The following is a 22427-nucleotide window of genomic DNA, read 5'->3' on the forward strand; positions in this document are numbered from 1 at the left end:
GGGTGCCTCTCCATTCTTTAGGTCCTCGCAGCTCCATGGTCCTACTGGGTACCTTCTGCATACCAGGTCCGGAATCGGTCGTACTTGGGCATCTCCTCGGAGTTCGCCTTCGGGTCGATGCAGACGTGCACGACGGCGGCCTTGCCGCTGGCGTAGGCCCGCTTGATGGCCGGGCCTATCTCGTCCTCCTTCTCGACATATTCGCCGTGGCAGCCGAAGCCCTCGGCGATCTTGTCCATCCGGACGTCCTTGCTCCAGTGCACGCCCGGCTGCGGGGACGGCTGCTCGAACGTGCGCTTGTACACCCCCACCTCCAGGCCCCACTGGTGGTCGACACCCACCACGCACACCAGCGGAAGGTTCTGCCGTGCAGCGGTTTCCAGTTCGGCGATGTGAAACAGGAACGCCGAATCGCTGGTCAGCAGCATGACCGGGCGCTTGCCGCCCTCGGCGACCGAGGCCCCGACCGCGTACGGCAGACCGGTGCCGAGATGGCCGAAGTTCTGGTTCCAGATCACGTCGCGTGGCTTGGTCTGCGAGTAGGTCCACTGGAAGATCACCGTGGCGCCACCGTCGCGCACCATGATGCCGTCCTCGGTGAACTCGTCGAACGCCTTGGTCGCCTCCACCACGTAGCGCGCCGGGTGCACCGGGGTGCGTCCGCTCGGGGCCTCCTCGGCCACCCGGGCCAACTCGGCGGCATCGGCCTCGATCAGGCGCTCGAGGTTGGCCGAGGGCGCGCGCGGGGTGTCCCGCAGCGCCTCGACGAGCTGCGGGACGACGCCACGCAGGTCGCCGACCAGCGGCACGTCGATCGGTCGGTTGACGCCGATCGCGGTGGGGTCCTGCTCGACGTACACCCATTTGCGGTTGGCGTCGCCCTCGGCCCAGTGCTGCGTGCGGCCGTAGTGCATCGGCTCACCGAGCTCGGTGCCCAGCGCGACGCACAGATCGGATTCCTCGACCGCCTGGTTGGCGGCCGGGGAGAACAGGTACGGGAACGTGCGGTCCTGCAGCCCCGGGATGAACGACGTGCCGCCGGAGGTCTGGATCACCGGGCAGGCCATCAGTTCGGCCAGCTCCTTGACCTCCTGCTGGGTGCGGGAGGTGTGCACGCCGTGACCGACCAGCAGAATCGGGCTCTTGGCCTCGCGGATCAGCTTCGCGGCCTCGGCCACCTCGCGGGCCCCGGCGCCCTGGTTCACCAGCCGGTAGCTCGACGGTTCCGGTGGTGCAGCGACATCCAGTTCCTCGAGGATGACGTGCGACGGGAACTCGACATAGGACGGGCCGGGGGTTCCCGACATCGCCCGGCGGATCGCCTCGTGGATGATCTCGTCGGTCTGATCGGCGTATTCGATGGAGCTGCTGTACTTGACCGACGGTGCGAACAGCCCCTCCTGCTGCACGAACTGGATCCGGCCGCGGCGCACCCGGCGCTCGGTGACGCGCGCCCGCTGGCCGCCGAGGAAGATGACCGGCGAGTTCTCCACCAGTGCACACATCATCGCGCCGGCGATGTTGGCGACGCCCGGGCCCAGCGTCCCGATGCACAGCCCCGGCTTGCCGGTCATCCGGGACGCGGCCTCTGCCATGAAGCCCGCGGAGAGCTCGTGGTGCGGGGCCACCACCGACCAGCCACGGGCCTCGGCCTCGGTGAACATGTGCACGAAGTTCGGGTCGGGAATACCGAACAGCGTGTTGACTCCCTCGGCCTCGAACAGGTCGAGGATCCGCTTGTAGACGGGTACACCCATGGTTACTTCCCTTTCATTGGGGTCATCTGGTAACGCTGGTATCGCTGCGTCAACTTTTTTCGGTGTGCTGCAGGCGAACCGAACAGCGAGCGATTCAATGTGGCGCGTTTGAGGTAGGTGTGGATGCCGCTCTCCCACGTGTAGCCGATGCCGCCGTGCAGTTGCATGGCCTTGCCCGCGACGGCGACGGCGGCCGAGCTGGTGTAGGACTTGGCCATCGCGGCGGGGATGGCGGTGTCGGTGTTCTCGGGGCCCGCGGCGATCGCGGCGACGGCGTCGGCGACCAGTTGGCGGGAGACCTCGATGCCGACCAGCATGTCCGCACAGGCGTGCTTGACCGCCTGGAACGATCCGATCGGCCTGCCGAACTGGTGGCGCACCTTCAGGTAGGCGACGGTGGTCGAGAGCATCTGCTCGGCCAGACCCAGGCTGTCACAGGCGATCGCGACCGCCGCGCGGTCCAGTACCGCCGACACCGCGGCGTCGTGGCCGCCCGCAAAGCTCAGCACCGCGTCGGGGACGGCGCCGTCGGCGGTGACGGTGGCCAGTCGCCGGGTCTCGTCGACCACCGGCTGAGCCTGCACGGTCAGTTCGGCAGTGGGCGCGACCACCACACCGGCGGTGGTGGGCACCAACACCCGGTCGGCCCCAGCGGCGTCCGGCACGAATTCGGCACGCCCGGTGAGCCGTCCCGCGTCGACGGTGAAGTCACCGATCGCGACCGCGAGGCGGTGGGTCTCCGCGGCCGCGGCGCGCAGCAGTTCGTCGCGGGTCTCGCCTGGCTGCAGCGCATTGAGCAGGCCGACCGGCAACACGGCGCCACCGAGATAGCCGGTGGTGCCGGCCGCCCGGCCGATCTGGTCGAGCAGCACAGCGGTCTCGGTGAACGTCGCTCCCGCCCCGCCGAGATCCTCGGCGATCTCCATACCGACCCAGCCGGCGTCGACCAGCACCGGCCAAACCGCCTCGCGGTCCTTGGCCAGCAGATCGCCTGCCACCGAACGTAGTTCGTCGTGGAACTCGGCGAATTCGTCGTTACCCGTCATCACGCCACGCTCGGTTCCCGCGGCAGCCCCAGCCCGCGTTCGGCGATGATGGTCCGCTGGATCTCGCTGGCACCACCCGGGATGGTCCACTCCCACGAGCCGATGAAATCCAGCACCCAGGAGCCGGACTCCCAGCCGCTGGACAGCGGTTTGGCCAGCACGGTGTGCGCGCCCGTTCCGCCGATCTCGGCGCCGAAGTCGGTGAGCCGCTGCAGCAACTCGCTGTAGTACAGCTTGACGATCGACGCGTCGGCCGGTCCGTCGGCGCCCTTCTCGACCACCCGCCTGCACATTCCGCGCAGGCCGGCGATCTCGATCTCGAACTGCGCCAGCCGGTCCGCAACGACCGGATCGTCGGTGGGTGCGGCTTCCACCAGCCACCGGAAGCCGGCGTTGCCGAGTCGTTCGGCCAGCTCCAGCATCGTCATCCCGCGTTCGGCGCCGAGGGTGGCCTGGGCAACCTGCCAGCCTGCGTTCTCTTGGCCGACCAGGTTCGCCGCGGGGACGACGACGTCGTCGAGGAAGATCTCGCAGAAATGCGAGTCGCCGATGGCATTGCGGATCGGCCGCACCTCGATGCCAGGGGATGTCATGTCCAGCAGGAAATACGAGATGCCCTTGCGCTTGGGCGCCTCCGGGTCGGTGCGGGCCAGCAGCAGGCACCAGTCGGCGTGCAGACCCCCACTGGCCCAAAGCTTCTGGCCGCTGACGACGAAGTCGTCGCCGACCCGGCGTGCGGTGGTGCGCAGCGACGCCAGATCCGACCCGGCCTCCGGCTCTGAGAAGCCCTGCACCCAGATCTCGCCGTCCAGGATCGCGGGCAGATGGCGCTGTCGTTGCTCATCGGTGCCCGCGACGAGCAGGGTCGATGCGGCGTGGTGGATGCCGACGAAGGCCAGCACCAGCCGCGGCGCGTCATGCGCCGCCAGCTCCTGGTACAGCACAACCTGTTCGGCGACCGAAAGGGCCGGAGCTGCCGGATCCACTCCTCGCGTGCGCGCCCCGCCGGCCCATTCCGCGGGCCAGTGCGGCACCGCGAACCCGGCGCTGTGCAGCTCGGCGAACCACTGCTTCTGGAAGCGGACGAACTCCGCGTCGGTCACCCCGGTCTGCGACGCCCGCCAGTCCGGCGGGACGTGCTCGGCGCACCAGGCCCGCACCTCTCGCCGAAACCGACCCAGTTCGCGAGAATCCGTCGACGACTCGACCACTTCTTCGGTCTCGCCCGTCATGAGAACAGCCCCGTCAGCCCGCGCGCGCCGGCCACGCGGGTGAGATGCTCACGCGTCGCGGACAACCCGAACGGCAGCCGGCGCAGCGGCTGGCTGTACCGCGACAGCCAGGACAGTGTGGTCTCGTCGCAGAAGCCCACCGCGCCGTGCAGCTGATGACACACCCGGAACACCACATCGGCGGCTTCGATGGCCGACATCCGCAGCGCCAGGGCGTCCTCGACGGCCTCGGGCCGATCGGTGGCGACGCTCCACAGCGCGTGCTTGGCCAGGATGTCGAGCCCGCTGCGCTCCACCTCGGCGTCGGTGAGCTGGAACTGCACCCCCTGGAAGGCCGACAACGCCTGGCCGAACTGCTTGCGCAGGCTGACATGCGCGACGGTCAGCTCCAGGGCACGGTCGAGCATCCCGAGCAGCGTCCAGCACGGCAGCACGAGGCCCAGCGCCACATCCCGGGCGCCGGCCTCGTCGAGCGGCGACTGCTCGAGTTCGACCACGAAGCCCGGTCCCGGGTCGCTCTGACCGCTGACCAGCGCTCGGCTACCGCCGACCGTCACGGTGGCCCAACGCTTGTCGATTCCGGCCACCGGCGCGGCCGGCCGTGCGCCGCCGACGACGATCAGCCCGTCGACGTCGAGGTCGGTCGGCTTGGCCAGCAACTCGGCCAGCGGATACGGCACCGCCCAGTGGCCGGCGCTGCGGCACAGCGCGGCGGCGGCCTCCAGCCCGTCGGCGTCCGTGCGGGGGTCGAGGTCCCAGGCGCCGAGTTCGGCGAGCACCGGGGCCACCAGTGGCTCCCTGGTGTCCGGCGCGGCCTCGGCCCGCTCGACCAGCCGGTCACCACCGGCGGCCTCGAAGGCCTGCCGGGCCTGACGGCCGTACTCCTGTGCGTCTTCGCTCAGATCGAGGATCATCGGGAACCGCCCTTGATCATCGATCGCGACAACAGGATCCGTTGCATCTCAATGCTTCCCGACGACACGGTGGCGGCCTGCGAGTAGCGCCAGTGGTCCTCGACCTCGCCGAGGAACCACGCCGCCCGCGGATCGGTGTGCACGACCTCGGCGGCGATGTCCATCAGAACCTCGGCACTGTCCTGGTCCAGCTTGGTGACCGCGATGCGGTATGCCGCGGCGTCGCCGGGGCTGACCTGGCCGCCGGCCTGCGAGGCGACGACGCGGTAGGCCAGCAGTCGGGCCCGGCGGCAGTGCGTCAGCATCCGGACCCAGCGTCCGCGAAGCTCTTCCGAGACGTCGTCCCACCTCTCGCCCAGCACCGAGGGCGCGGCCGCCAGCAGACGTTCGCAGCGCGCGTAGCGCGCGATGCCGACCCGTTCGAACGCCATCACGTCCTGCACGATCGACCACCCCTGATCGACCGTGCCGAGCACGTCGGCGTCGGTGGCCCGCAGGTTGTCGAAGAACACCTCGTTGAGGTGGTGCGGCCCCAGCATGGTGTCGATCGGGCGAACCGTGATCGCCGGATCGTCCATCGGCACCAGGAAGATCGTCAGTCCCTGCTGCTTCTTCTGGGTGGCGCCCTCCCCCACCCGCGACGTGCGGGCGAGCAGGAAGCACCACTGCGCCATCGTCGCGTAGGACGTCCAGATCTTCTGGCCGTTGACCAGCCAGCCGTTGCCGTCCTCGGCACGCCGGGCCGTCGTGCGCAGCGAGGCCAGGTCCGAACCGGCCTCCGGCTCGGAGAAACCCTGACACCAGATCACCTCGCCCGACGAGATCGGCGGCAGGTGCGTTTGCTGCTGTTCGGGCGTGCCGTGGCGCATGATGATCGGCCCGACCCAGTTGACCCCCATGTACTGCGCGCCGCGCGGCTCGTGGTGCGCCCACATCTCCTCGCGGACCACCGTCTGCTCCCACACCGATGCCCCGCCGCCGCCGAACTCCTGGGGCCAGGCCAGGCACAGCATGTTGCGTTCGGCCAGCGTGCGGCAGAACCGCTGGGCGATCTCCAGATCGGCCGGGTCGTCGGTGAAGGCGCCCAGATAGTGATCCGGGACCTGCTCGTGCACCAGATCACGCAGTTCGCGGCGCAGATCGGCCGCGCGCTTGCCCATGTCGAAGTCCACGGCTACACCGCCTCCCCGGATTCGACCGCTCCCAGGCCGAGTTCCTCGAGCACCGCATCGGTGTCCGCGCCCAATTCCGGTGCGGGGCCACGGACATGACCCGGGGTACGGGAGAACCAGATCGGCACACCGGGGAATCGCACCGGCCCGTACGCGGTGTCCACCGTCTCGAACAGCCCGACCGCGTTCAGATGCGGATGATCGAACAGCGCATCCGGTGTGTTGATCGGCGCTGCGGGTATCTCGAGTTCACGGAACAGTGCCAGCCATTCCGCGGTGGTGCGCTCCTCGAGCGTCTTGGCCACCAGGCCGTAGACCGTGTCGATCTGGTGGGCGCGCTTCTCCAGCGTCGCGAACTCCTCGCTCGCCCAAGGTGGCTGCACCGCATCGATGAAGGAGTTCCAGTGCTTGTCGTTGTAGATCAGCGCCGCTATCTGGCCGTCAGCGGTCCGGTAGGGCCGGCGGTTGGGTGCGACGGTGCGCGGGTACACCGCAGGCCCCAGCGGCGGGTCGAACATGGCGCCGTTGGCGTGCTCCACCAACATGAATGCCGCCATCGTCTCGAACATGCTGACCTCGACCTCTTGGCCCTCCCCGGTGCGCTCGCGATGGAACAGCGCAATCATGGTGGCATAGAGCGCGGTCAGCCCGGCGACCTTGTCGGCCATGATCGTTCCGACGTAGTTGGCTTCCCCGGTCAGTTGTTCCTGGACCGCCGGGATGCCGCACTCGGCCTGGATCGTGTCGTCGTAGGCGGGCAGGTCCCGTTCCGGACCGCGCCGACCGTAGCCGTAGCAGTTGGTGTACACGATGCGGGGGTTCACCGACGCCACATTCTCGTAGTCGAAGCCGAGCTTGGCGATGGCCTTGGCGCGCATCGAGTGGATGAACACGTCGGCGTCGGCGACCAGGGCGCGCAATGCGTGCCGGCCGGCGTCGGTGCGCAGGTCCAGCACGACGCTGCGCTTGCCGCGGTTGACGTTGACGAACACCCCGCTCATGCCCGGCGCCGGACCGACCGAGATGAACCGGGTGTTGTCCCCCTCGGGCGGTTCGACCTTGATCACGTCGGCGCCCATGTCCGCCATGATCTGGGTGCAGTACGGTCCCATCACCATCGCCGTGAGGTCGACCACCCGCACGCCCGCCAACGGTCCGGTGTCACCCATGCGGGACCCCTTGTGCGGCCATCCCGAAGCTGTACCGGATGTGGTCGGCGTGGCCGTCGGGCACCACGGGGAAGGCCATCGAACCGGTGGTGTCCCGGATCGCATCGATCTGCGCCCCGACCTCCTCGATGGTCCATGACGGCCGGTACACCCCCGGGGTCTCGGCGATGTAGGCCCGGGCGATCCGCCCGGCGATGGCGACGAGCATCTCCCCGGTGATCGAACAGCTTTCGTGCGCGAGCCAGCCCACCGCGGGAGCGACGAGATCGGCGCCCATCGGCGGATAGGCCGAAGTGTCCAGACCTTCGGCCATCCTGGTGACGGCTGCGGGAACGATGACATTGCACTTCACGTCCGAGGGTGCGCCCTCGATGGCGGCGACGTTGCTCAGGCCGATGATTCCCGCCTTGGACACACCGTAGTTCGCCACGTCACGGTTGCCGTAGAGGCCACCGATCGACGAGGTCAGCACGATCCTGCCGTAACCGGCGGCGCACATCTCCGGGAAGGCCTCGCGCACCACGTGGAAGGCGCCCCGCAGGTGCACGTCGAGCACCGCGTCGAAGTCGTGATACGACATCTCCGCGAGCGGGGCACGGCGGACGTTGCCGGCGTTGTGGATCAGGATGTCGATCCGGCCGAAGTTGTCCAGCGCGGCACCGATGATCGCCCGGCCGCCCGTCACGGTCGCCACCGAGTCGGTGGAGAGCACCGCCTGCCCTCCGGCAGCGAGGATCTCGCGTACCACCTGGTCCGCCGGCCCCGAATCGGCGCCCTCGCCGCCGAGGTTGCCCCCGACGTCGTTGACGACGACCTTGGCACCCCGGGATGCGAGCAGCAGGGCATACTCGCGTCCCAGTCCCCGCCCGCCGCCGGTGATGACGGCGACCCGATCGTCGAACCTCAATTCGCTCATTTGGTTTCGAGGACCAGCCCGTCGAGATCGCCCTTGTCACGCCATTGCGCGATCAGTTCGTCGAACGCGTAGAACCCGGGCGAGTAGAAGTCGCCGAGGAATCCGCCGTTGTTCTCCGATGCCCCGCGGCCCTCGTTGTTGTAATAGCCGGGGGTGCAGGAAAGCTCGAACGCCGAGTTGTCGATCGCGAGTTCCCGCACGGTGTTGACCCAGTTGTCCTGGCCCTCTTGAGACGGCTCCACCGTGATCGCCCCGCGCTTCTGCGCCTCGGCGATGATGTAGGCGATGTGCTCGGCCTGCTGCTCGAACATTGCGGTGGTGTTGGCCGACACGCCGCCCTGGATGAACCCGAGATAGAACTGGTTGGGGAATCCACGGCTGGTCATCCCGTGCAGCGTCTTGTAGCGGTCGTGCCAGTAGTCGAACAGCGACAACCCGTCACGGCCCTCGATGACGTCGACGGCGTACCGGCGGCTGATCTCGGTGGAGATCTCGAACCCGCTGGCGAAGACCACGCAATCGACCTCGTACTCGACGCCGTTGGCGACGATGCCCTTCTCCGTGAGTCGTTCCACGCCCTTGGACTCTGCGACGTCCACCAACGTCACGTTGGGCAGGTTGAAGGCGGGCAGGTAGGTTTCGCTCGAGCATGGCCGCTTACACATGAACCGGTAGTACGGCTTCAGCGCCTCGGCGGTCTCCGGATCCTCGACAACGCTTTCGACGCGGCGCCGCAGCCGCTCCATGATCTTGTAGTCCTCTTCTTCCCGGATCGCCATGATCTCTTCGAGGCTCAGCGAGGCGGGGTCCGGACTGGCCGCGATTCGCGCGGTCATGTTGCGGCCGAGTTCGGTCCAGAAGTCGCACACCAGATCCGGCTCGCCGAACACCACGCCGACGAACGGCGACCAGTTGTGGAAGTTGCGCTTGCGTTCCTCCTGCCAGCCCGGCTGCAGGGCAGCCGCCCACTCCGGATCGGTGGGCGTGTTGTCGCGCATGTCCACCGACGACGGAGTCCGCTGAAACACGAACAGCTGCTTGGCATCCCGGCCGAGATGCGGTACCAGCTGCACTCCGGTGGCGCCGGTGCCGACCAGGGCGACCCGCTTGTCGGCGAGCTTGTGCAGACCGCCGCTCGCGTCGCCGCCGGTGTAGTCGTAGTCCCACCGCGCCGAGTGGAAGGCATGCCCGCCGGCGTCCAGGTACTCCTTGATGCCCGGAATGCCGGGCAGCTTCGGCTTGTTGTAGGACCCCTGGGCCATCACGACGAAGCGAGCGCGGATGTCGTCGCCGCGGTTGGTCGTCAGCCGCCAGCGCTTGATCGACTCGTCCCAGCGCATCGTCTCCACCTGGGTGGAGAAGATCGCGCCGTCGTAGAGGCCGAAGTGTTTGCCCATCGCCTGGCAGTGTCCGAAGATCTCGGCACCGTCGGCGAACTTCTTGCTCGGCAGGAAGTCGAGTTCCTCGAGCATCGGGATGTAGCAGTAGGCGTCGTTGTCGCACTGGATGCCGGGGAACCGGTTCCAGTACCACACCCCACCGAAATCACCGGCCATGTCGATCACCCGGACGTCCTGGACGCCCGCCTTTTTCAGGTAGGCACCGGAGAGCAGGCCGGCGAAGCCACCGCCGAGCACCACGACCTCGACGTCCTCGTCGATCGGATCACGTTCGGTGACCGGCGTGTACGGATCCACCTCGTAGAGCTCGGCCAGGTCGCCGTCGAGTTCGAGGTACTGCGCCGCGCCCTCTTTGCGCAGCCGTTTCTCACGCTCCTGGGCGTACTTGATCCGCAGCGCATCGATGTCGACGTCCTGCGGGACATCGGTGGGCCCACAGGGGTTCTCGGTGGTCATGTGTCTCCTTGTTCCGAGCGATTTCGGTGTAGTTCGTCACGCCGAGCGTGACGAACTACACCGAAATCACAACTCCTCGGGGGCTCCGGTGCCCATGTACTTGGACAGCTGGTGGTGCAGGTTGACGGTGCTGCGTTCGCGGTACGGATTCGGCATGGTGCCGGGGAATCCGGCGGACTTCATGCCCTGCTGCACGGCGGCCATGTTCGAGAAGTCCTGCGGCAGCACGGACCGCCAGTTCGGGTCCCCGGGCGGCGTGTACTCCCACTCGGTCTGCGGCTCTTCGTCTTTCGGGTACAGCTCGAAGACCGACACCTCGAAGATGCACTTGTCGGGATCGTAGCTCGGGTCGGGGCGAGCGCTGTAGCACAGCGCCACGGTCAGGCCCTGGCCGATCTGGAAGTTCGGGAAGATCTGCCACGCGGTACCGCTCTGCCCCAGGACGTCGGCCGGAATGGTCGGCCAGATGACCCCGCGCGCCTCGTCGTCACGGCGTGCCGAGGCCAGCCAGTGCTCGAGCACCTTGTCGGCGGGAGTGCCCTCGGGCAGTTCGTCGACGAGCCGTTTGGCGGCGTTCACCAGCGTCTCGGTGGTGGAGGTGTTGGTCTCCTCCATGGTGTAGACCTGCATCTCGGCGGTCGAGATCCGCGGATCGGCGCCGCTGCCGAGCCGAATCTTGGACTTGGTGGCCTCCATGTCCTCGGGAGCGTCGTAGCCGATGTTGCTGTGCTTGCCCTGTGCCTTGGCCCAGCCCTTGAACTCGCCGAACTTGTTGAACTCCGGGTGCGTCGTGAAGACGTGGTAGGTCTCGTTGAAGGCCTCCAGCGCCACCTTCCAGTTGCAGTCGAAGTTCAGCCACTTGCGCCACTTGAAGCGCATGTTCTCCAATCCGAACGGATCGAGGATCTTTGCGGCGGGGAACAGGTAGTCGGCCAGCGGTTCGCATTCGGGATCCATGTTGATCCACAACCAGCCGCCCCACGTGTCGACCCGCACGGGTGTCAGGTGGGTGTTCTCCGGCGTCAGCGCGCCCTGCCAGTCGTCCTGCTCGCGGATGTGCGTGCAAGCGCCGTCCAAACCGTATGTCCAGCCGTGGAATCCGCAGACGAACGACTTACGGGCCTTGCCCTTGGCGCACTTCGCACCCTCGGGGGTGTCGACCAGCCGACGGCCCCGGTGCATGCAGACGTTGTGGTGCGCCGCGAACGCACCTCCCGAATCGCCGGCGGCCGTCCTCACGACGATGATCGAGTCGTCGAGGATGTCGTAGGTCAGGTAGCAGCCGACCTCGGGCACCTCCTCGACCCTGCCGACCTGCAGCCAGACCTTGCGCCACAGCCGATCCCGCTCCGCGCGCGCGTACTCCTCGGAGACGTAGGCCTCCACTGGGATGGTCATCGGCTCGGCGAGTTCTTCGGACGCGGACGTCTCGGATGCCTTCATGTCGGTCATCGCTTACCTCCTAGAACCGTTTGATGGTGCTGCGGAATGTCTCGTCCTTGAGGAACAAGGACGTGTGGTCGGCGCCCAGATGGCTCCATTTGAGATTCAGGCCGCCGTCGACCAGCAGCGTCTGGCCGGTGATGTAGCCGGCCAGGTCGGACAGCAGGAACAGGATCGCTCCCGCCTGCTCCTCGGGTGTGCCGCGCCGGCCCATCGCGATGGCCTGGCGGTCGCGGTCCGGGTCGTCGTCGACGTACATGCGCGACGCCGCGGTCTCGGTGACCCCCGGCGCCACCGCGTTGACCCGGATCCCATCGGTGGCCAGTTCCACCGCCATGGTGCGGGTCATCGCGACCACCGCCGCCTTGGCCGTTCCGTAGGCGATGTGAAACGGCGCAGTGTTCATCCCGCTGATCGACGACACCGACACGATCGACCCGGGGTTGCCCTGCCCACGGATCTCCGCCGCCACCGCCTGGCTCATGAAGAACGCGGTCTCCAGGTTGGCGGTGAACAGCGCGCGCCAGTCCTCGCGGGTGACCCGGGTGCACGGCATCCACGTCGACGGTGCGGCGCCGCCGGCGACGTTGACGAGACCGTAGAGGTCGCCGTCGGTATGCCGGACCGCGTCGAGCACCGTGGCGATTCCGTCATCGGTGGACGCATCGGCCGAGACCGGCACGACCGACAGCCCCAGCTGCGCCAACGGGGCGACGTGCTCGTCGAGGTTCTCCCTGGAGCGACTGACCGCGACGACCGTGGCGCCTGCTTCGGCTGCCATCCGGGTGACCGTCGTGCCGATGCCGCCGCCACCGGCACCGGACACCACCACGATGCGGCCGTCCAGCCGCACTGCCGTTCCGGCTTCGGTCATCGCATATTGTCCGGACAAATAATCGTACTCTGCATATTGCAGAACACTATTCCGCAGTTGTTATCCAGCCGTCAAGGGCGATCTCAGCGGACTGGCGGCACTATTGTCTGGACTAAGCCTGGTTGATAACGTCCGAATGATGAACGCCCGTTACGTCGCGCAGAACCCGTCCGCAGCCCAGGGTTGGCGGCTGGAGCGGGTGACCGCCCCCAGTCGGCTGTTCGGCGCGAACGGCCTGCGTACCGGCCCCGACGGGCGCGTGTACGTCGCCCAGGTCACCGGCAGCCAGATCAGCGCGGTGGACCTGAGCACCGGCGTGATGGACACCGTCAGCGCCAAGGGCGGCGACATCATCGCCCCCGATGACGTCGCCTTCGGCGCCGACGGCACGCTCTACGCCACCGAGGTGATGGACGGGCGGGTCAGCGCGATGGACACCAACGGGAACACCCGGGTGCTGCGCGACGACCTGCCGTGCGCGAACGGCATCACCGTGCACCGCGGCCGGCTGTTCGTCGGGGAGTGCCGCGACGGTGGCCGGCTGATGGAGTTGCCACTCGACGGCGGCCAGCCGCGAATCCTGCTGGAGAACCTGCCCTCGCCCAACGCGATGGAGGTCGGCCCGGACGGGCTGCTGTATTTCCCGCTGATGACCGCCAACGAGATCTGGCGCATCGACCTGGACCGGCCCGGCGAGCCCGAGCGCGTCGCCGCCGAGCTCGGGGTGCCCGATGCGGTGAAGTTCGACTCCGACGGATACCTGGTGTCCACCCAGGTCGCCAGCGGCCAGGTGTTGCGCATCGATCCGCGAACCGGCGAGAAGACCGTGCTCGCCCAACTCAACCCGGGCCTGGACAACCTGACATTCGTCGGGGACCGGCTGTTCGCGTCGAACTTCACCGGCGAGATCACCGAGATCCTGCCCGGTGGGCAGACCAGCACGCTGCTGCCCGGTGGGCTGAACTGGCCCCTGGACCTGACCGTCGCGGACGGCACGCTGTACGTCGCCGACGGCACCTACTTCTACGCCGTGACACCCGACGGTGGGCTGCAGACCGTCGGCATGCTGTTCTCCCCCGGTTACCCCGGCTTCCTGCGCGGGGTCACCGCGGTGTCACCCGGCGAGTTCGTGGTGACGACGTCGGGCGGCCAGGTCGCGCGCTACCGGCCGGAGGCCGGCGAAACCGATTTCCTGGCAACCGACTTCGACCAGCTCTACGGTGTGGCCGTCGACGACGGCGGCACGATCGTATTCGCCGAGCTGGGCACCGGACGGGTGCATTCGCTGCGGTCGGGCGCGGTCGAGACGCTGGCCGGCGGGTTGCGCGAACCGGTGGGCGTGGCGTTCGACCCCGACGGCGCACCGCTGATCGCCGAGTCCGGCGCCGGGCGCGTGGTGCGGCTCGCCGGCGGCGGGGTCGACACCCTGGTGGACGGCCTGCAGCGGCCACAGGGCATCGAGGTCGCCGACGGGCGGCTCTACATCGTCGATGCCGGAGCCAAGGAGCTCGTCGAGTTCGACCTGGCCACCAAGTCGCGCACCACCATCGCCGCCGGCCTGCCCGTGGGCCCGCCGCCGGGGGTGGAGCCCAAGCCGCTGAAGGGCATGCCGCCGTTCTCCGGACCGCAGGGGCCGTTCGCCGGTGTCACCGCCGGCCCCGACGGCACCCTGTACGTCTCGGCAGACGGCGACGGCAGCGTGTTGGCGGTCCGCCGGACATGACGGCCACCAACGGTGATCATCGCTACCTGCAGGTGGCGCGCACCCTTCGCAAGGAGATCGTCGACGGGGTCTACCCGGTGGGCTCTCAGCTGCCCACCGAACACGAGCTGTGCCAGCGCTTCGCGGTCAGCCGCTACACCATCCGCGAGGCGCTGCGCCGGCTGCGTGAGGACAACCTGGTGTCCTCGCGCCCCCGGGCCGGCACCCTGGTGGTCCCCCGCCCCGACACGAATTCCTATGCCCAGGACGTCATGTCGATCGACGACCTGCTGGCCTTCGCGCAGGGCGCCCGGTTCGCGATCGACACGAACGCGATGGTCACCGTCGATCAGAAGCTGGCCGAACGCACCGGCCTGAAACCGGGCACCGAATGGCTTGCCGTCACGGGATATCGGCGCACCGACGACGATTCGGCGCCGATCTGCCGGACCGAGTACTACATCAACCGCAGCTTCGCCGCGATCGGCAGGCTGCTGCACCGGCACAGCGGACCGATCTTCCCGCTGATCGAGGATCTGTTCGGCGTCAGCATCGTGCAGGTGCACCAGGAGATCACCGCCGTCATGCTGCCGCCCGAGCTGGCGGGCCCGCTTCGGGTCGAGCCGGGCACCGCCGCCCTGCAGATGCAGCGCACCTACACCACCTCCGACGGTGCGATCGCGCAGGTGACCGTCAACACGCATCCGTCGTCGCGATTCCGGCACGCGATGACGATGCGCCGCGTGCGGGACGCACGATCAGACCTGAGTCGGGACGCACGATCAGACCTGAGTCGGGACGCGCAATCAGACCTGAGTCGAGACGCACAATCAGACCCGGGAAGAGAGGCACCGTGACCGGCACGCTGGCCGACGCGCTGCGGGACGCGGCGGCCGCCACCCCCGAACGCGTCCTGGTCCGCGACGGGGTCGCCGATCTGACCTGCCGGGAGCTTCTGGACCGCTCGACGGCGCTGGCGCATGCGCTGGTCCGGCGCATGCCGGTGGGCAGCGTCGTCTCGTTCATGGTGCCCAATTGGCATGAGGCCGCGGTGATCTACCTCGGGGCCACGCTGGCGGGGATGGTGGTCAACCCGATCCTGCCGTCACTGCGCGATCACGAGCTGTCGTTCATCCTCTCCGACGCCGGCACCCGCGCGGTGTTCATCCCGCAGACCTTCGGCGGCCACGAGTACGCGACGATGCTGCACCGGGTGGTCGCCACACTGCCGGACCCACCGGAAGTCGTCGTGCTGCGCGGCGACGCGAGCGGCCACGGTGACTTCACCGCGTTCACCGACCTGCTCGCCGAGCCCGGCGACGGCCCGCTGCCGAGCCTGGATCCGGCGGCGACCCGGATGGTGCTCTACACCTCCGGCACCACCGGGCGCCCGAAAGGTGTACTGCACAAACATGAGTCACTGCACGCGCTGATCATGCAGTTGGGCCGGTACTGGCGGATCGATCCGGGCGACACGTTCCTGGTGGCGTCCCCGATCGCGCACATCGGCGGGTCGATCTATGCGTTCGAGATACCCCTGCTGCTCGGCGCGCAGGCGGTGCTGATGGAGCGCTGGGACGCCGACGCCGCGGTATCGCTGATGCTCGAGCACCGCTGCACCCACATGGCCGGTGCGACACCGTTCCTCGAAGGTCTGCTGGCGGCGGCGCAGCGGTCCGGTACCCGCCTGCCCGACCTGAAGGTCTTCATCTGCGGCGGCGCATCGGTTCCCCCGTCACTGATCCGGCGTGCCGCCGAGTACCTCGACGATGCCCTGGTCACCCGCGTGTACGGCTCGACCGAGGTTCCGGTGACGACCGTCGGTTCCCTCGACGACATCGATCACGCGGCCGACACCGACGGCAGGCCCGGCATCGCCGACGTCGTCGTCGTCGACGGCGAGATCCGGGCCCGCGGGCCGCAGATGCTCACCGGATATCTGCACCCCGAAGACGATCTCGATGCATTCGACGAGGCGGGCTACTTCCGTACCGGCGATCTCGGACACCTCACCGACGACGGCTATCTGGTCGTGACCGGGCGGGCCAAGGACATCATCATCCGCAACGGCGAGAACATCTCCCCCAAAGAGGTCGAGGACATTCTCGTCACCCATCCCCACATCGCCGAGATCGCGGTCGTCGGGATTCCGGACCGCCGCACCGGCGAGCGGGCGTGCGCGGCGATCGTCGCAGCCGATTCGGTCGGGCCGGATGTCGCCGAGCTGAAGGAATTCCTGGTCGCCCGCGGGGTCGCGAAGTTCAAGGTGCCCGAACAGGTGGTGCTTGTCGACGCATTGCCGAAGAACGACGCGGGCAAGGTGCTCAAGCACCGGATCAGGGCCGAGCTGTCGAAGGAGTCATGAGATGCAGGTAGCGATCGTCACCGGAGCCAGCAGCGGCATCGGATTCGGCTGTGCGACAAAGCTGGCCGAGGACGGGATGGCGGTGCTGGGCACCGGCCGGGACCCCGATCGGCTCGCCGAGCTGGAGAAGTCGGTCGGCAGCGACCGGGTGGCGACGCTCGCGGTCGACCTGACCGCCGACGATGCGCCGCAACGCATCGTCGATGCCGCCCTGGACCGGTGGGGCCGCATCGACTTTCTGATCAACAACGCGGGCGTCGGCTCCCCGAAGCCGCTGCACGAGACCGACGACGAATCCCTGGACTACTTCCTCGGCCTGATGCTGCGCGCGCCGTTCCGGCTGGCTCGCGACGTGATCGGGCAAATGCAGCCCGGGTCGGCGATCATCAACGTGACGTCGACCTTCGCCGTCGTCGGCGGCTTGCGGGGCGGGGCGTACTCGGCCGCCAAGGGCGGGCTGACGGCGCTGACGGGTCACATCGCGTGTCAGTACGGCGCGCAGGGAATCCGGTGCAACGCGGTCGCTCCCGGTGTGACGCTGACCCCGATGGTCGCCACCCGGCTCGAGGACGAGCGGTTCCGCAAGATCAACACCGAGATGACGCCGCACACCCGGTTGGGCCGGGTCGAGGACATCGCCGCCACGGTGGCGTTCCTGTGCTCGGATGGCGGCAGCTTCATCAACGGCCAGACCATCGTGGTCGACGGCGGCTGGAGTTCGACGAAGTACCTGTCCGACTTCGCGCTGAACTCCGACTGGGTTGCGCGCCGATGAGCGCTCGCGCGAAGAGCAGAGTGTCCGATGAGCGCTCGCGCGAAGACGAGCCCTCGGGCGAGGAGCCATCGGTGAAGAGGAGACAACAGTGAACCTGTTCGCACTGCTGGACCAGGCCGCGGCCCGGCACGGCGGCCGCGGCGCGGTGTATCACGGTGAGCGGCAGGTACATACGTTCGCCCAGCTGCGCGAGCGCGCACTGCGCCTGGCCACCGGCATCGGTGAGCTCGGCCGCGGTGCACGTATCGCGGTGGCCAGCGAGAACAGCCCCGAGATCGTCGAGTTGATGTTCGCGATCTGGGCGGCGGAGTGTTTGGTGGTTCCGATCAACTACAAGCTGCACCCGCGCGAGATGGAGCAGATCCTCGACGACTCCGGCGCATCGCTGGTCTTCGCATCGCCGAAGATCGGCGCCCAGCTGTCGGCCTCGACATCGGTGACCATCGAGATCATCGGTGAAGACGGGTACCGGAGTCGTTGTGCCGCAGCAACTGCGGGTACGCCGCGCCATACCGATCCGGCCAGCCTGGCCTGGCTGTTCTACACCAGCGGCACCACGGGCCGGTCCAAGGGCGCCATGCTGTCGCACCGCAACCTGATGGCGATGACGGTGTCGCACCTCGCCGACTTCGATTCGCCCGACCAGAACTGCAGCCTGATCCACGGCGCCCCCATGTCGCACGGATCCGGGCTCTACATTCCGCCCTACATCGCGCGGGCCGCCCGCCAGGTGGTGCCGGCCTCCGGCGCGTTCGAGCCGCCCGAGTTCCTCGACCTGTGCGAGCACCATCCAGGTTGCAGCGCGTTCCTGGCGCCGACCATGGTCGCCCGGCTGGTGCAGACCGGACGCGCCCGGCCGGCCAACCTGAACAGGATCGTCTACGGCGGCGGCCCGATGTACGTCGACAGCCTCAAGAAGGCGATGGGCGCATTCGGGCCGATCTTCGTCCAGCTCTACGGGCAGGGCGAGGCACCGATGACGATCACCGGCCTGCGTCAGAGCGACCACGTCGCCAATCAGGTCGCCGGAGACGGATGGGCACCGGATTCGGTGCTCGGCTCGGTCGGCTACGCCCGCTCCGGTGTCGACGTCGCCGTGCTGGGTACCGACGGTGAGCCGGCAGGCATCGGTGAGATCGGCGAGATCGTCTGCCGCGGCGACGTGGTGATGTCGGGGTACTGGAACAACCCGGAGGCCACCGCGGCCACGCTGCAGGACGGGTGGCTGCACACCGGGGACATGGGATCGTTCGACGAGCACGGATTCCTGACGTTGCGCGACCGCTCCAAGGACGTGGTGATCAGTGGGGGTAGCAACATCTACCCGCGCGAGGTCGAGGAGGCGCTGCTCGAGCACTCTGGCGTGGTCGAGGCCGGCGTGGTGGGCGCGCACGACGAGGAGTGGGGCGAGATCGTCGTCGCGTTCATCGTCGGTGAGGTTTCCGCGGCCGACCTGGATGCGCACCTGCTGGACCGCATCGCGCGGTTCAAGAGGCCCAAGCGCTACGAGTTCGTCGACGAGCTGCCCAAGAACAGCTACGGCAAGGTGCTCAAGCGGGAGCTGCGGGCCCGGCTGGGCTGACTCACCACATCAACCCGCGCAGCAGCGCGGTCGGCGGGATATCCTCTGCCGCAATCAGTCCGGGCGGAGCGTCGCACACCCAGTCGATCGCATTGACCACGCGTGCGGCTGTGGACAGGCACCCGGCGTCGGTGGCATCGAGCAGCGGGTGCAACAGGTGGGTGTTCATCTCCACCCGCGGCTCACCGTCCACCACCACCCGGTGAATGCCGACCAGGTCACCGGGCGGGAAGTCCCACTGCGGCGCCGCCGCGCGGGTGAGCCGGTTGATGTGCTCGACGGTGATCACCGGTATGTCGCCGCGCACCCCCTCGACGGCGAACCGCACCGCGGCCAGCCCGCCCGGCTCGACCGTCGTCATCGTGCATTCGATGCGCTCGGTGGTGTGCCACGGTTCGAAACGTTCGCGGACATCGTCGAGCTCCACGTCGAGGTGGCCGGCCAGGTTGCGCACCAACCCGCCGAAAAGCGCGGTGATCACCCCGGGCTGGAACGCCATCGGCAGGTCGTCGTCGGCGGTGCTGCCGAAACCCATAGCGGTGCCGGTGTATTCGAAGTCGTCGTAGTTTCCGTAATCGAAGATCTCCTGCACGGTCACCGAGCGTGCGCGGGTGACCAGGCTCAACGCGGCGTGCACGGCCGTGTCGCCCGAGAAGCCCGGGTCGACACCGTTGACGTAGAGCGAGGCGTTTCCGGCCGCACAGGCGCGCTGCAGCGGCCCGGTCAGCCAGTCGTCGGCCTGCCGCGGCGTGACCAACCACACCATCGACGTCCCGACCACGTTGATCCCGGCGGACAGCAGTCTCGCCAGCTGCTCGACGGCCTGCATCGGCCGCGTCTCGCCCAACGCGGTGTAGACCACGCAGTCCGGCCGCAGCGCGATCAGCGCGTCGAGATCGCCGGTGGCGATGATCCCGGTGGGTTCGGTCAGCCCGCACAACTCCGCGGCGTCCCGGCCGATCTTGTCCGCACCCGAGGCGTGCACCCCGACAAGTTCCAGATCCGGCCTGCCGATGATCGCCCGCAACGAATGGCGCCCCACGTTGCCGGTGGAGAATTGGACCACCCTGCGCATTCTCGGCATCCGTCCCATCGTCCGTCGCTGGCCGCGGTGAGCGCCCACCATCCTAGATCGCGACGTGCGCCGGCGGATCGAACCGGCCGCAACGGTCGACATCGGTCTGGTATCAATGGAGTTCGAGTCCGGGTGCCGCACTGCGGTGCGGTTCGCCGAGCCGACACGTCGACTTCTCGGAGGTGATCCGCATGCGCGTCGTCATTGCCGGTGGGCACGGCAAGATCGCCTTGGCCACCGAGCGCCTGCTGACCGACCGCGGGGACTCCGTCGCGGCGATCATCCGCAACCCCGACCACGCCGACGACGTACGCGCCGCCGGTGCCGACCCGATCGTCCTCGACCTCGAGGACACCGACGTCGAAGCAGTCGCGGCACACCTGAGCGGCGCCGACGCGGTGATCTTCGCCGCCGGCGCCGGACCCGGCAGCGGGGCGGCCCGCAAGCTGACCGTCGACCGGGACGCCGCCATCCTGCTCGCCGACGCCGCCGAGGCCGCAGGCGTGCACCGCTACGCGATGATCTCGGCGATGGCCGCCGACGTCGCGGCCCCCGACGCTGCCGGCGATCCGGTGTTCGTGGCCTACCTGCGGGCCAAGGGCGCCGCAGACGACGAGGTACGGTCCCGGTCTGCTCTGCACACGACGATCGTCCGACCGGGGCTGCTGACCGACGAACCCGGAACCGGCCGGGTGCAGATCGCCGCGCGCACCGGACGTGGCGCCATCCCCCGCGCGGACGTCGCCGCGGTGCTGGTGGCGGTGCTGGACTCGCCGGAGACCGCTCAGCACACCTTCGAGGTGATCGCGGGCGCCGACCGCGTCGGCGACGCGGTGGCCGCCCTCACCCGGGACTGACGGGCCGGCGCGCCAGTATCTGGTCGACGCCCATCCGGCCCTCCTCGAACGCCAGACCCCCGCCCACCAGGTAGAGTCGCCACACCCGCGCGACCTCCTCGCCGAGCAGTGCGACGAACTGCTGATAGCGGTCCTCGAACGTCGCGATCCAGGCGTCCACGGTGCGGGCGTAGTGTTCGCGCATCGCCTCGACGCCCAGCACCTCGAAACCGCTGTCCTGCAGGAACTTCACCGTCTGCCACAGCGGGCGCATGTGCATGTCCGGGGCGATGTAGGACTCGATGAACCGCCCGCCGCCGGGTGCGGCGCCGGCCCGCCGCGACATCTGCTGCAGCAGCAACCGGCCCCCCGGCCGCAGCGCGCGCAGCATCAGGGCGGTATACGTCGGGTAGTTCTGTTCCCCGACGTGCTCGCCCATCTCGATCGAGCTCACCGCGTCGTACTCCCCGTCCTCGTCCAGCTCGCGATAGTCCTGCAGCCTGACCTCGACGAGGCCGGAAAGCCCCAGTGCTGCAACGCGTTCAGCGACGAACCTGCGCTGCTGTTCGGACAGCGTGACCCCGGTGGCCGCCACGCCGTACTCGCGTGCGGCGTGGATCACCATCGAACCCCACCCGCAGCCGACGTCGAGCAGCCGTTGCCCGGGCCGAAGCTCCAGCTTTCGGCACACCAGTTCCAGCTTGGCGGTCTGCGCGTCGTGCAACGACTGCCCGGGGTCGGTGAAATAGGCCGACGAATACGCCATGTGCTCGTCGAGCAGCAGCTCGTAGAACGCATTGGACAAGTCGTAGTGATGGGCGATCGCCGCGCGGTCCCGTCGGCTGGTGTGCAGCCGGCCCGACAATCGGGCCTCCGACACCGGGGGCCGGGGCGGCGGACCGATCACACCCAGTCGCACCGCCACCAGCCCCACGGCCAGCTTGTCGCGCACCGTGAGCGGCAGGTCGACCGACTGCGAGCGCGCACTGCGCCAGGCCCGCCGGAAGCCCTCGGCGAGGTCGCCCTCGACGTCGATGTCGCCGGTCACGTAGGCGCGCGCCAGGCCCATCTCCCCCGGCGCCCACAGCAGACGGCGCAACGCCCGCCGCGACCGGATCACCAGGACCGGGCCGTCCGGCGGGCCGGCTTGCGAACCGTCCCACGCCCGCACCCGCACCGGCAGGTCGACCCCGACGGCGCCGCGGACCACCGCGGCCAGCCGACCGGCCACCGTCGGTCGGACCGACGGGTGAACGCCGTCCGCACTCACGACACCGCGAAGACCGCCTTGAAGCGGTTCAGCGACTCCTGGATGTCGCTCTTGAGCGCACCGGCCACCACCATGCCGATCGGCCCGAACAGCGCGGGCCCACCGAGGTGGACGTCGAAGGTGACCGTCGAGGCGTTCGGGTCGGCCTCGACGGGCCTGACCTTGCCGATCAGCTTGACCTTGACACCGCCCTTACCGTCGCCGTTGAGCGTCATCGCCTCCGGCGGCCGGTAGTGCACAACCGTCCAGCGCACCCGGTTGGCCATGCCCTTCACCTCGACGATCGAGTCGAGCATGGTGCCCTTCTCGATGACCTCCGGAGGCTTAGAACGCCACACCCGGTGAATGGACAGCCATTCCCGGTACCGCGACAGGTCCGACGCGCCGTCCCAGGCCTGCTCCGGCGACAAGGGCACGTCGACGGAAACCGACAGCTTGGCCAC

Annotated in this window: 19 protein-coding genes; 6 read left to right on the plus strand and 13 right to left on the minus strand. The window is 68.6% G+C overall.

The window, feature by feature from the left end:
• Positions 1-41 precede the first annotated feature (41 nt).
• From JDV09_RS17235 to JDV09_RS17280, 10 genes are all read right to left on the minus strand, one after another.
• The gene (locus JDV09_RS17235; RefSeq protein ID WP_221370356.1) at positions 42-1757 is read right to left on the minus strand and encodes a thiamine pyrophosphate-binding protein; all 1716 of its coding nucleotides are present in this window, start codon (positions 1755-1757) and stop codon (positions 42-44) included.
• 2 nt (positions 1758-1759) lie between these two features.
• Positions 1760-2803: an acyl-CoA dehydrogenase family protein gene (locus tag JDV09_RS17240; RefSeq protein ID WP_221370357.1), complete on the minus strand. Its 1044-nt coding sequence runs from the start codon at positions 2801-2803 to the stop codon at positions 1760-1762.
• Positions 2803-4035, minus strand: coding sequence for an acyl-CoA dehydrogenase family protein (locus JDV09_RS17245; RefSeq protein WP_221370358.1), 1233 nt, complete (start codon positions 4033-4035; stop codon positions 2803-2805). Before JDV09_RS17245 ends, JDV09_RS17240 begins: the two co-directional genes overlap by 1 nt.
• Positions 4032-4949 (minus strand): acyl-CoA dehydrogenase family protein, encoded by a 918-nt coding sequence (locus JDV09_RS17250; protein WP_221370359.1) that lies wholly within the window; start codon positions 4947-4949, stop codon positions 4032-4034. The genes JDV09_RS17245 and JDV09_RS17250 overlap by 4 nt, the downstream gene beginning before the upstream one ends.
• Positions 4946-6121, minus strand: a complete 1176-nt coding sequence (locus JDV09_RS17255; RefSeq protein WP_221370360.1) for an acyl-CoA dehydrogenase family protein — start codon at positions 6119-6121, stop codon at positions 4946-4948. Before JDV09_RS17255 ends, JDV09_RS17250 begins: the two co-directional genes overlap by 4 nt.
• 2 nt (positions 6122-6123) lie before the next feature.
• Positions 6124-7290, minus strand: coding sequence for a CaiB/BaiF CoA transferase family protein (locus JDV09_RS17260; RefSeq protein WP_221370361.1), 1167 nt, complete (start codon positions 7288-7290; stop codon positions 6124-6126).
• Complete coding sequence (locus JDV09_RS17265; protein WP_221370362.1) at positions 7283-8206, minus strand: SDR family NAD(P)-dependent oxidoreductase; 924 nt, start codon at positions 8204-8206, stop codon at positions 7283-7285. Before JDV09_RS17265 ends, JDV09_RS17260 begins: the two co-directional genes overlap by 8 nt.
• The gene (locus JDV09_RS17270) at positions 8203-10062 is read right to left on the minus strand and encodes a flavin-containing monooxygenase (RefSeq protein ID WP_221370363.1); all 1860 of its coding nucleotides are present in this window, start codon (positions 10060-10062) and stop codon (positions 8203-8205) included. The genes JDV09_RS17265 and JDV09_RS17270 overlap by 4 nt, the downstream gene beginning before the upstream one ends.
• A 66-nt stretch (positions 10063-10128) precedes the next feature.
• Positions 10129-11514, minus strand: coding sequence for an aromatic ring-hydroxylating oxygenase subunit alpha (locus JDV09_RS17275; protein WP_221370364.1), 1386 nt, complete (start codon positions 11512-11514; stop codon positions 10129-10131).
• Between the two features lie 10 nt (positions 11515-11524).
• Entirely contained in the window at positions 11525-12379 is an 855-nt protein-coding gene (locus tag JDV09_RS17280; RefSeq protein ID WP_221370365.1) for an SDR family NAD(P)-dependent oxidoreductase, read from the minus strand.
• Between the two features lie 139 nt (positions 12380-12518).
• On the opposite strand from JDV09_RS17280, the gene JDV09_RS17285 reads away from it, so the two are divergent.
• The 5 genes from JDV09_RS17285 to JDV09_RS17305 all read left to right on the plus strand — a co-directional run bounded on the left by JDV09_RS17285 (position 12519) and on the right by JDV09_RS17305 (position 18803).
• Entirely contained in the window at positions 12519-14102 is a 1584-nt protein-coding gene (locus JDV09_RS17285) for an SMP-30/gluconolactonase/LRE family protein (protein WP_221370366.1), read from the plus strand.
• On the plus strand, positions 14099-14938 hold the full coding sequence (locus tag JDV09_RS17290) for a GntR family transcriptional regulator (RefSeq protein WP_221370367.1): 840 nt from the start codon (positions 14099-14101) through the stop codon (positions 14936-14938). Before JDV09_RS17285 ends, JDV09_RS17290 begins: the two co-directional genes overlap by 4 nt.
• The gene (locus JDV09_RS17295) at positions 14935-16446 is read left to right on the plus strand and encodes an AMP-binding protein (RefSeq protein WP_221370368.1); all 1512 of its coding nucleotides are present in this window, start codon (positions 14935-14937) and stop codon (positions 16444-16446) included. Before JDV09_RS17290 ends, JDV09_RS17295 begins: the two co-directional genes overlap by 4 nt.
• Before the next feature lies 1 nt (position 16447).
• The gene (locus JDV09_RS17300) at positions 16448-17221 is read left to right on the plus strand and encodes an SDR family NAD(P)-dependent oxidoreductase (protein WP_221370369.1); all 774 of its coding nucleotides are present in this window, start codon (positions 16448-16450) and stop codon (positions 17219-17221) included.
• Between the two features lie 88 nt (positions 17222-17309).
• Entirely contained in the window at positions 17310-18803 is a 1494-nt protein-coding gene (locus JDV09_RS17305; protein ID WP_221370370.1) for an acyl-CoA synthetase, read from the plus strand.
• A gap of 1 nt (position 18804) precedes the next feature.
• On the opposite strand, the gene JDV09_RS17310 is transcribed toward JDV09_RS17305, so the two are convergent.
• Positions 18805-19878, minus strand: coding sequence for an NAD(P)H-dependent amine dehydrogenase family protein (locus JDV09_RS17310; RefSeq protein WP_221370415.1), 1074 nt, complete (start codon positions 19876-19878; stop codon positions 18805-18807).
• A gap of 191 nt (positions 19879-20069) precedes the next feature.
• Between JDV09_RS17310 and JDV09_RS17315 the strand changes: the two genes are divergently transcribed.
• Entirely contained in the window at positions 20070-20735 is a 666-nt protein-coding gene (locus JDV09_RS17315; RefSeq protein ID WP_221370371.1) for an NAD(P)H-binding protein, read from the plus strand.
• On the opposite strand, the gene JDV09_RS17320 is transcribed toward JDV09_RS17315, so the two are convergent.
• Together JDV09_RS17320 and JDV09_RS17325 are read right to left on the minus strand one after the other, a co-directional pair.
• On the minus strand, positions 20722-21984 hold the full coding sequence (locus JDV09_RS17320) for a class I SAM-dependent methyltransferase (protein WP_308124153.1): 1263 nt from the start codon (positions 21982-21984) through the stop codon (positions 20722-20724). The genes JDV09_RS17315 and JDV09_RS17320 overlap by 14 nt on opposite strands.
• Complete coding sequence (locus JDV09_RS17325; RefSeq protein ID WP_221370372.1) at positions 21981-22427, minus strand: type II toxin-antitoxin system Rv0910 family toxin; 447 nt, start codon at positions 22425-22427, stop codon at positions 21981-21983. The genes JDV09_RS17320 and JDV09_RS17325 overlap by 4 nt, the downstream gene beginning before the upstream one ends.

It is taken from the genome of Mycolicibacterium xanthum (genome assembly GCF_019710635.1).
GTDB classification, from domain to species: domain Bacteria; phylum Actinomycetota; class Actinomycetes; order Mycobacteriales; family Mycobacteriaceae; genus Mycobacterium; species Mycobacterium xanthum.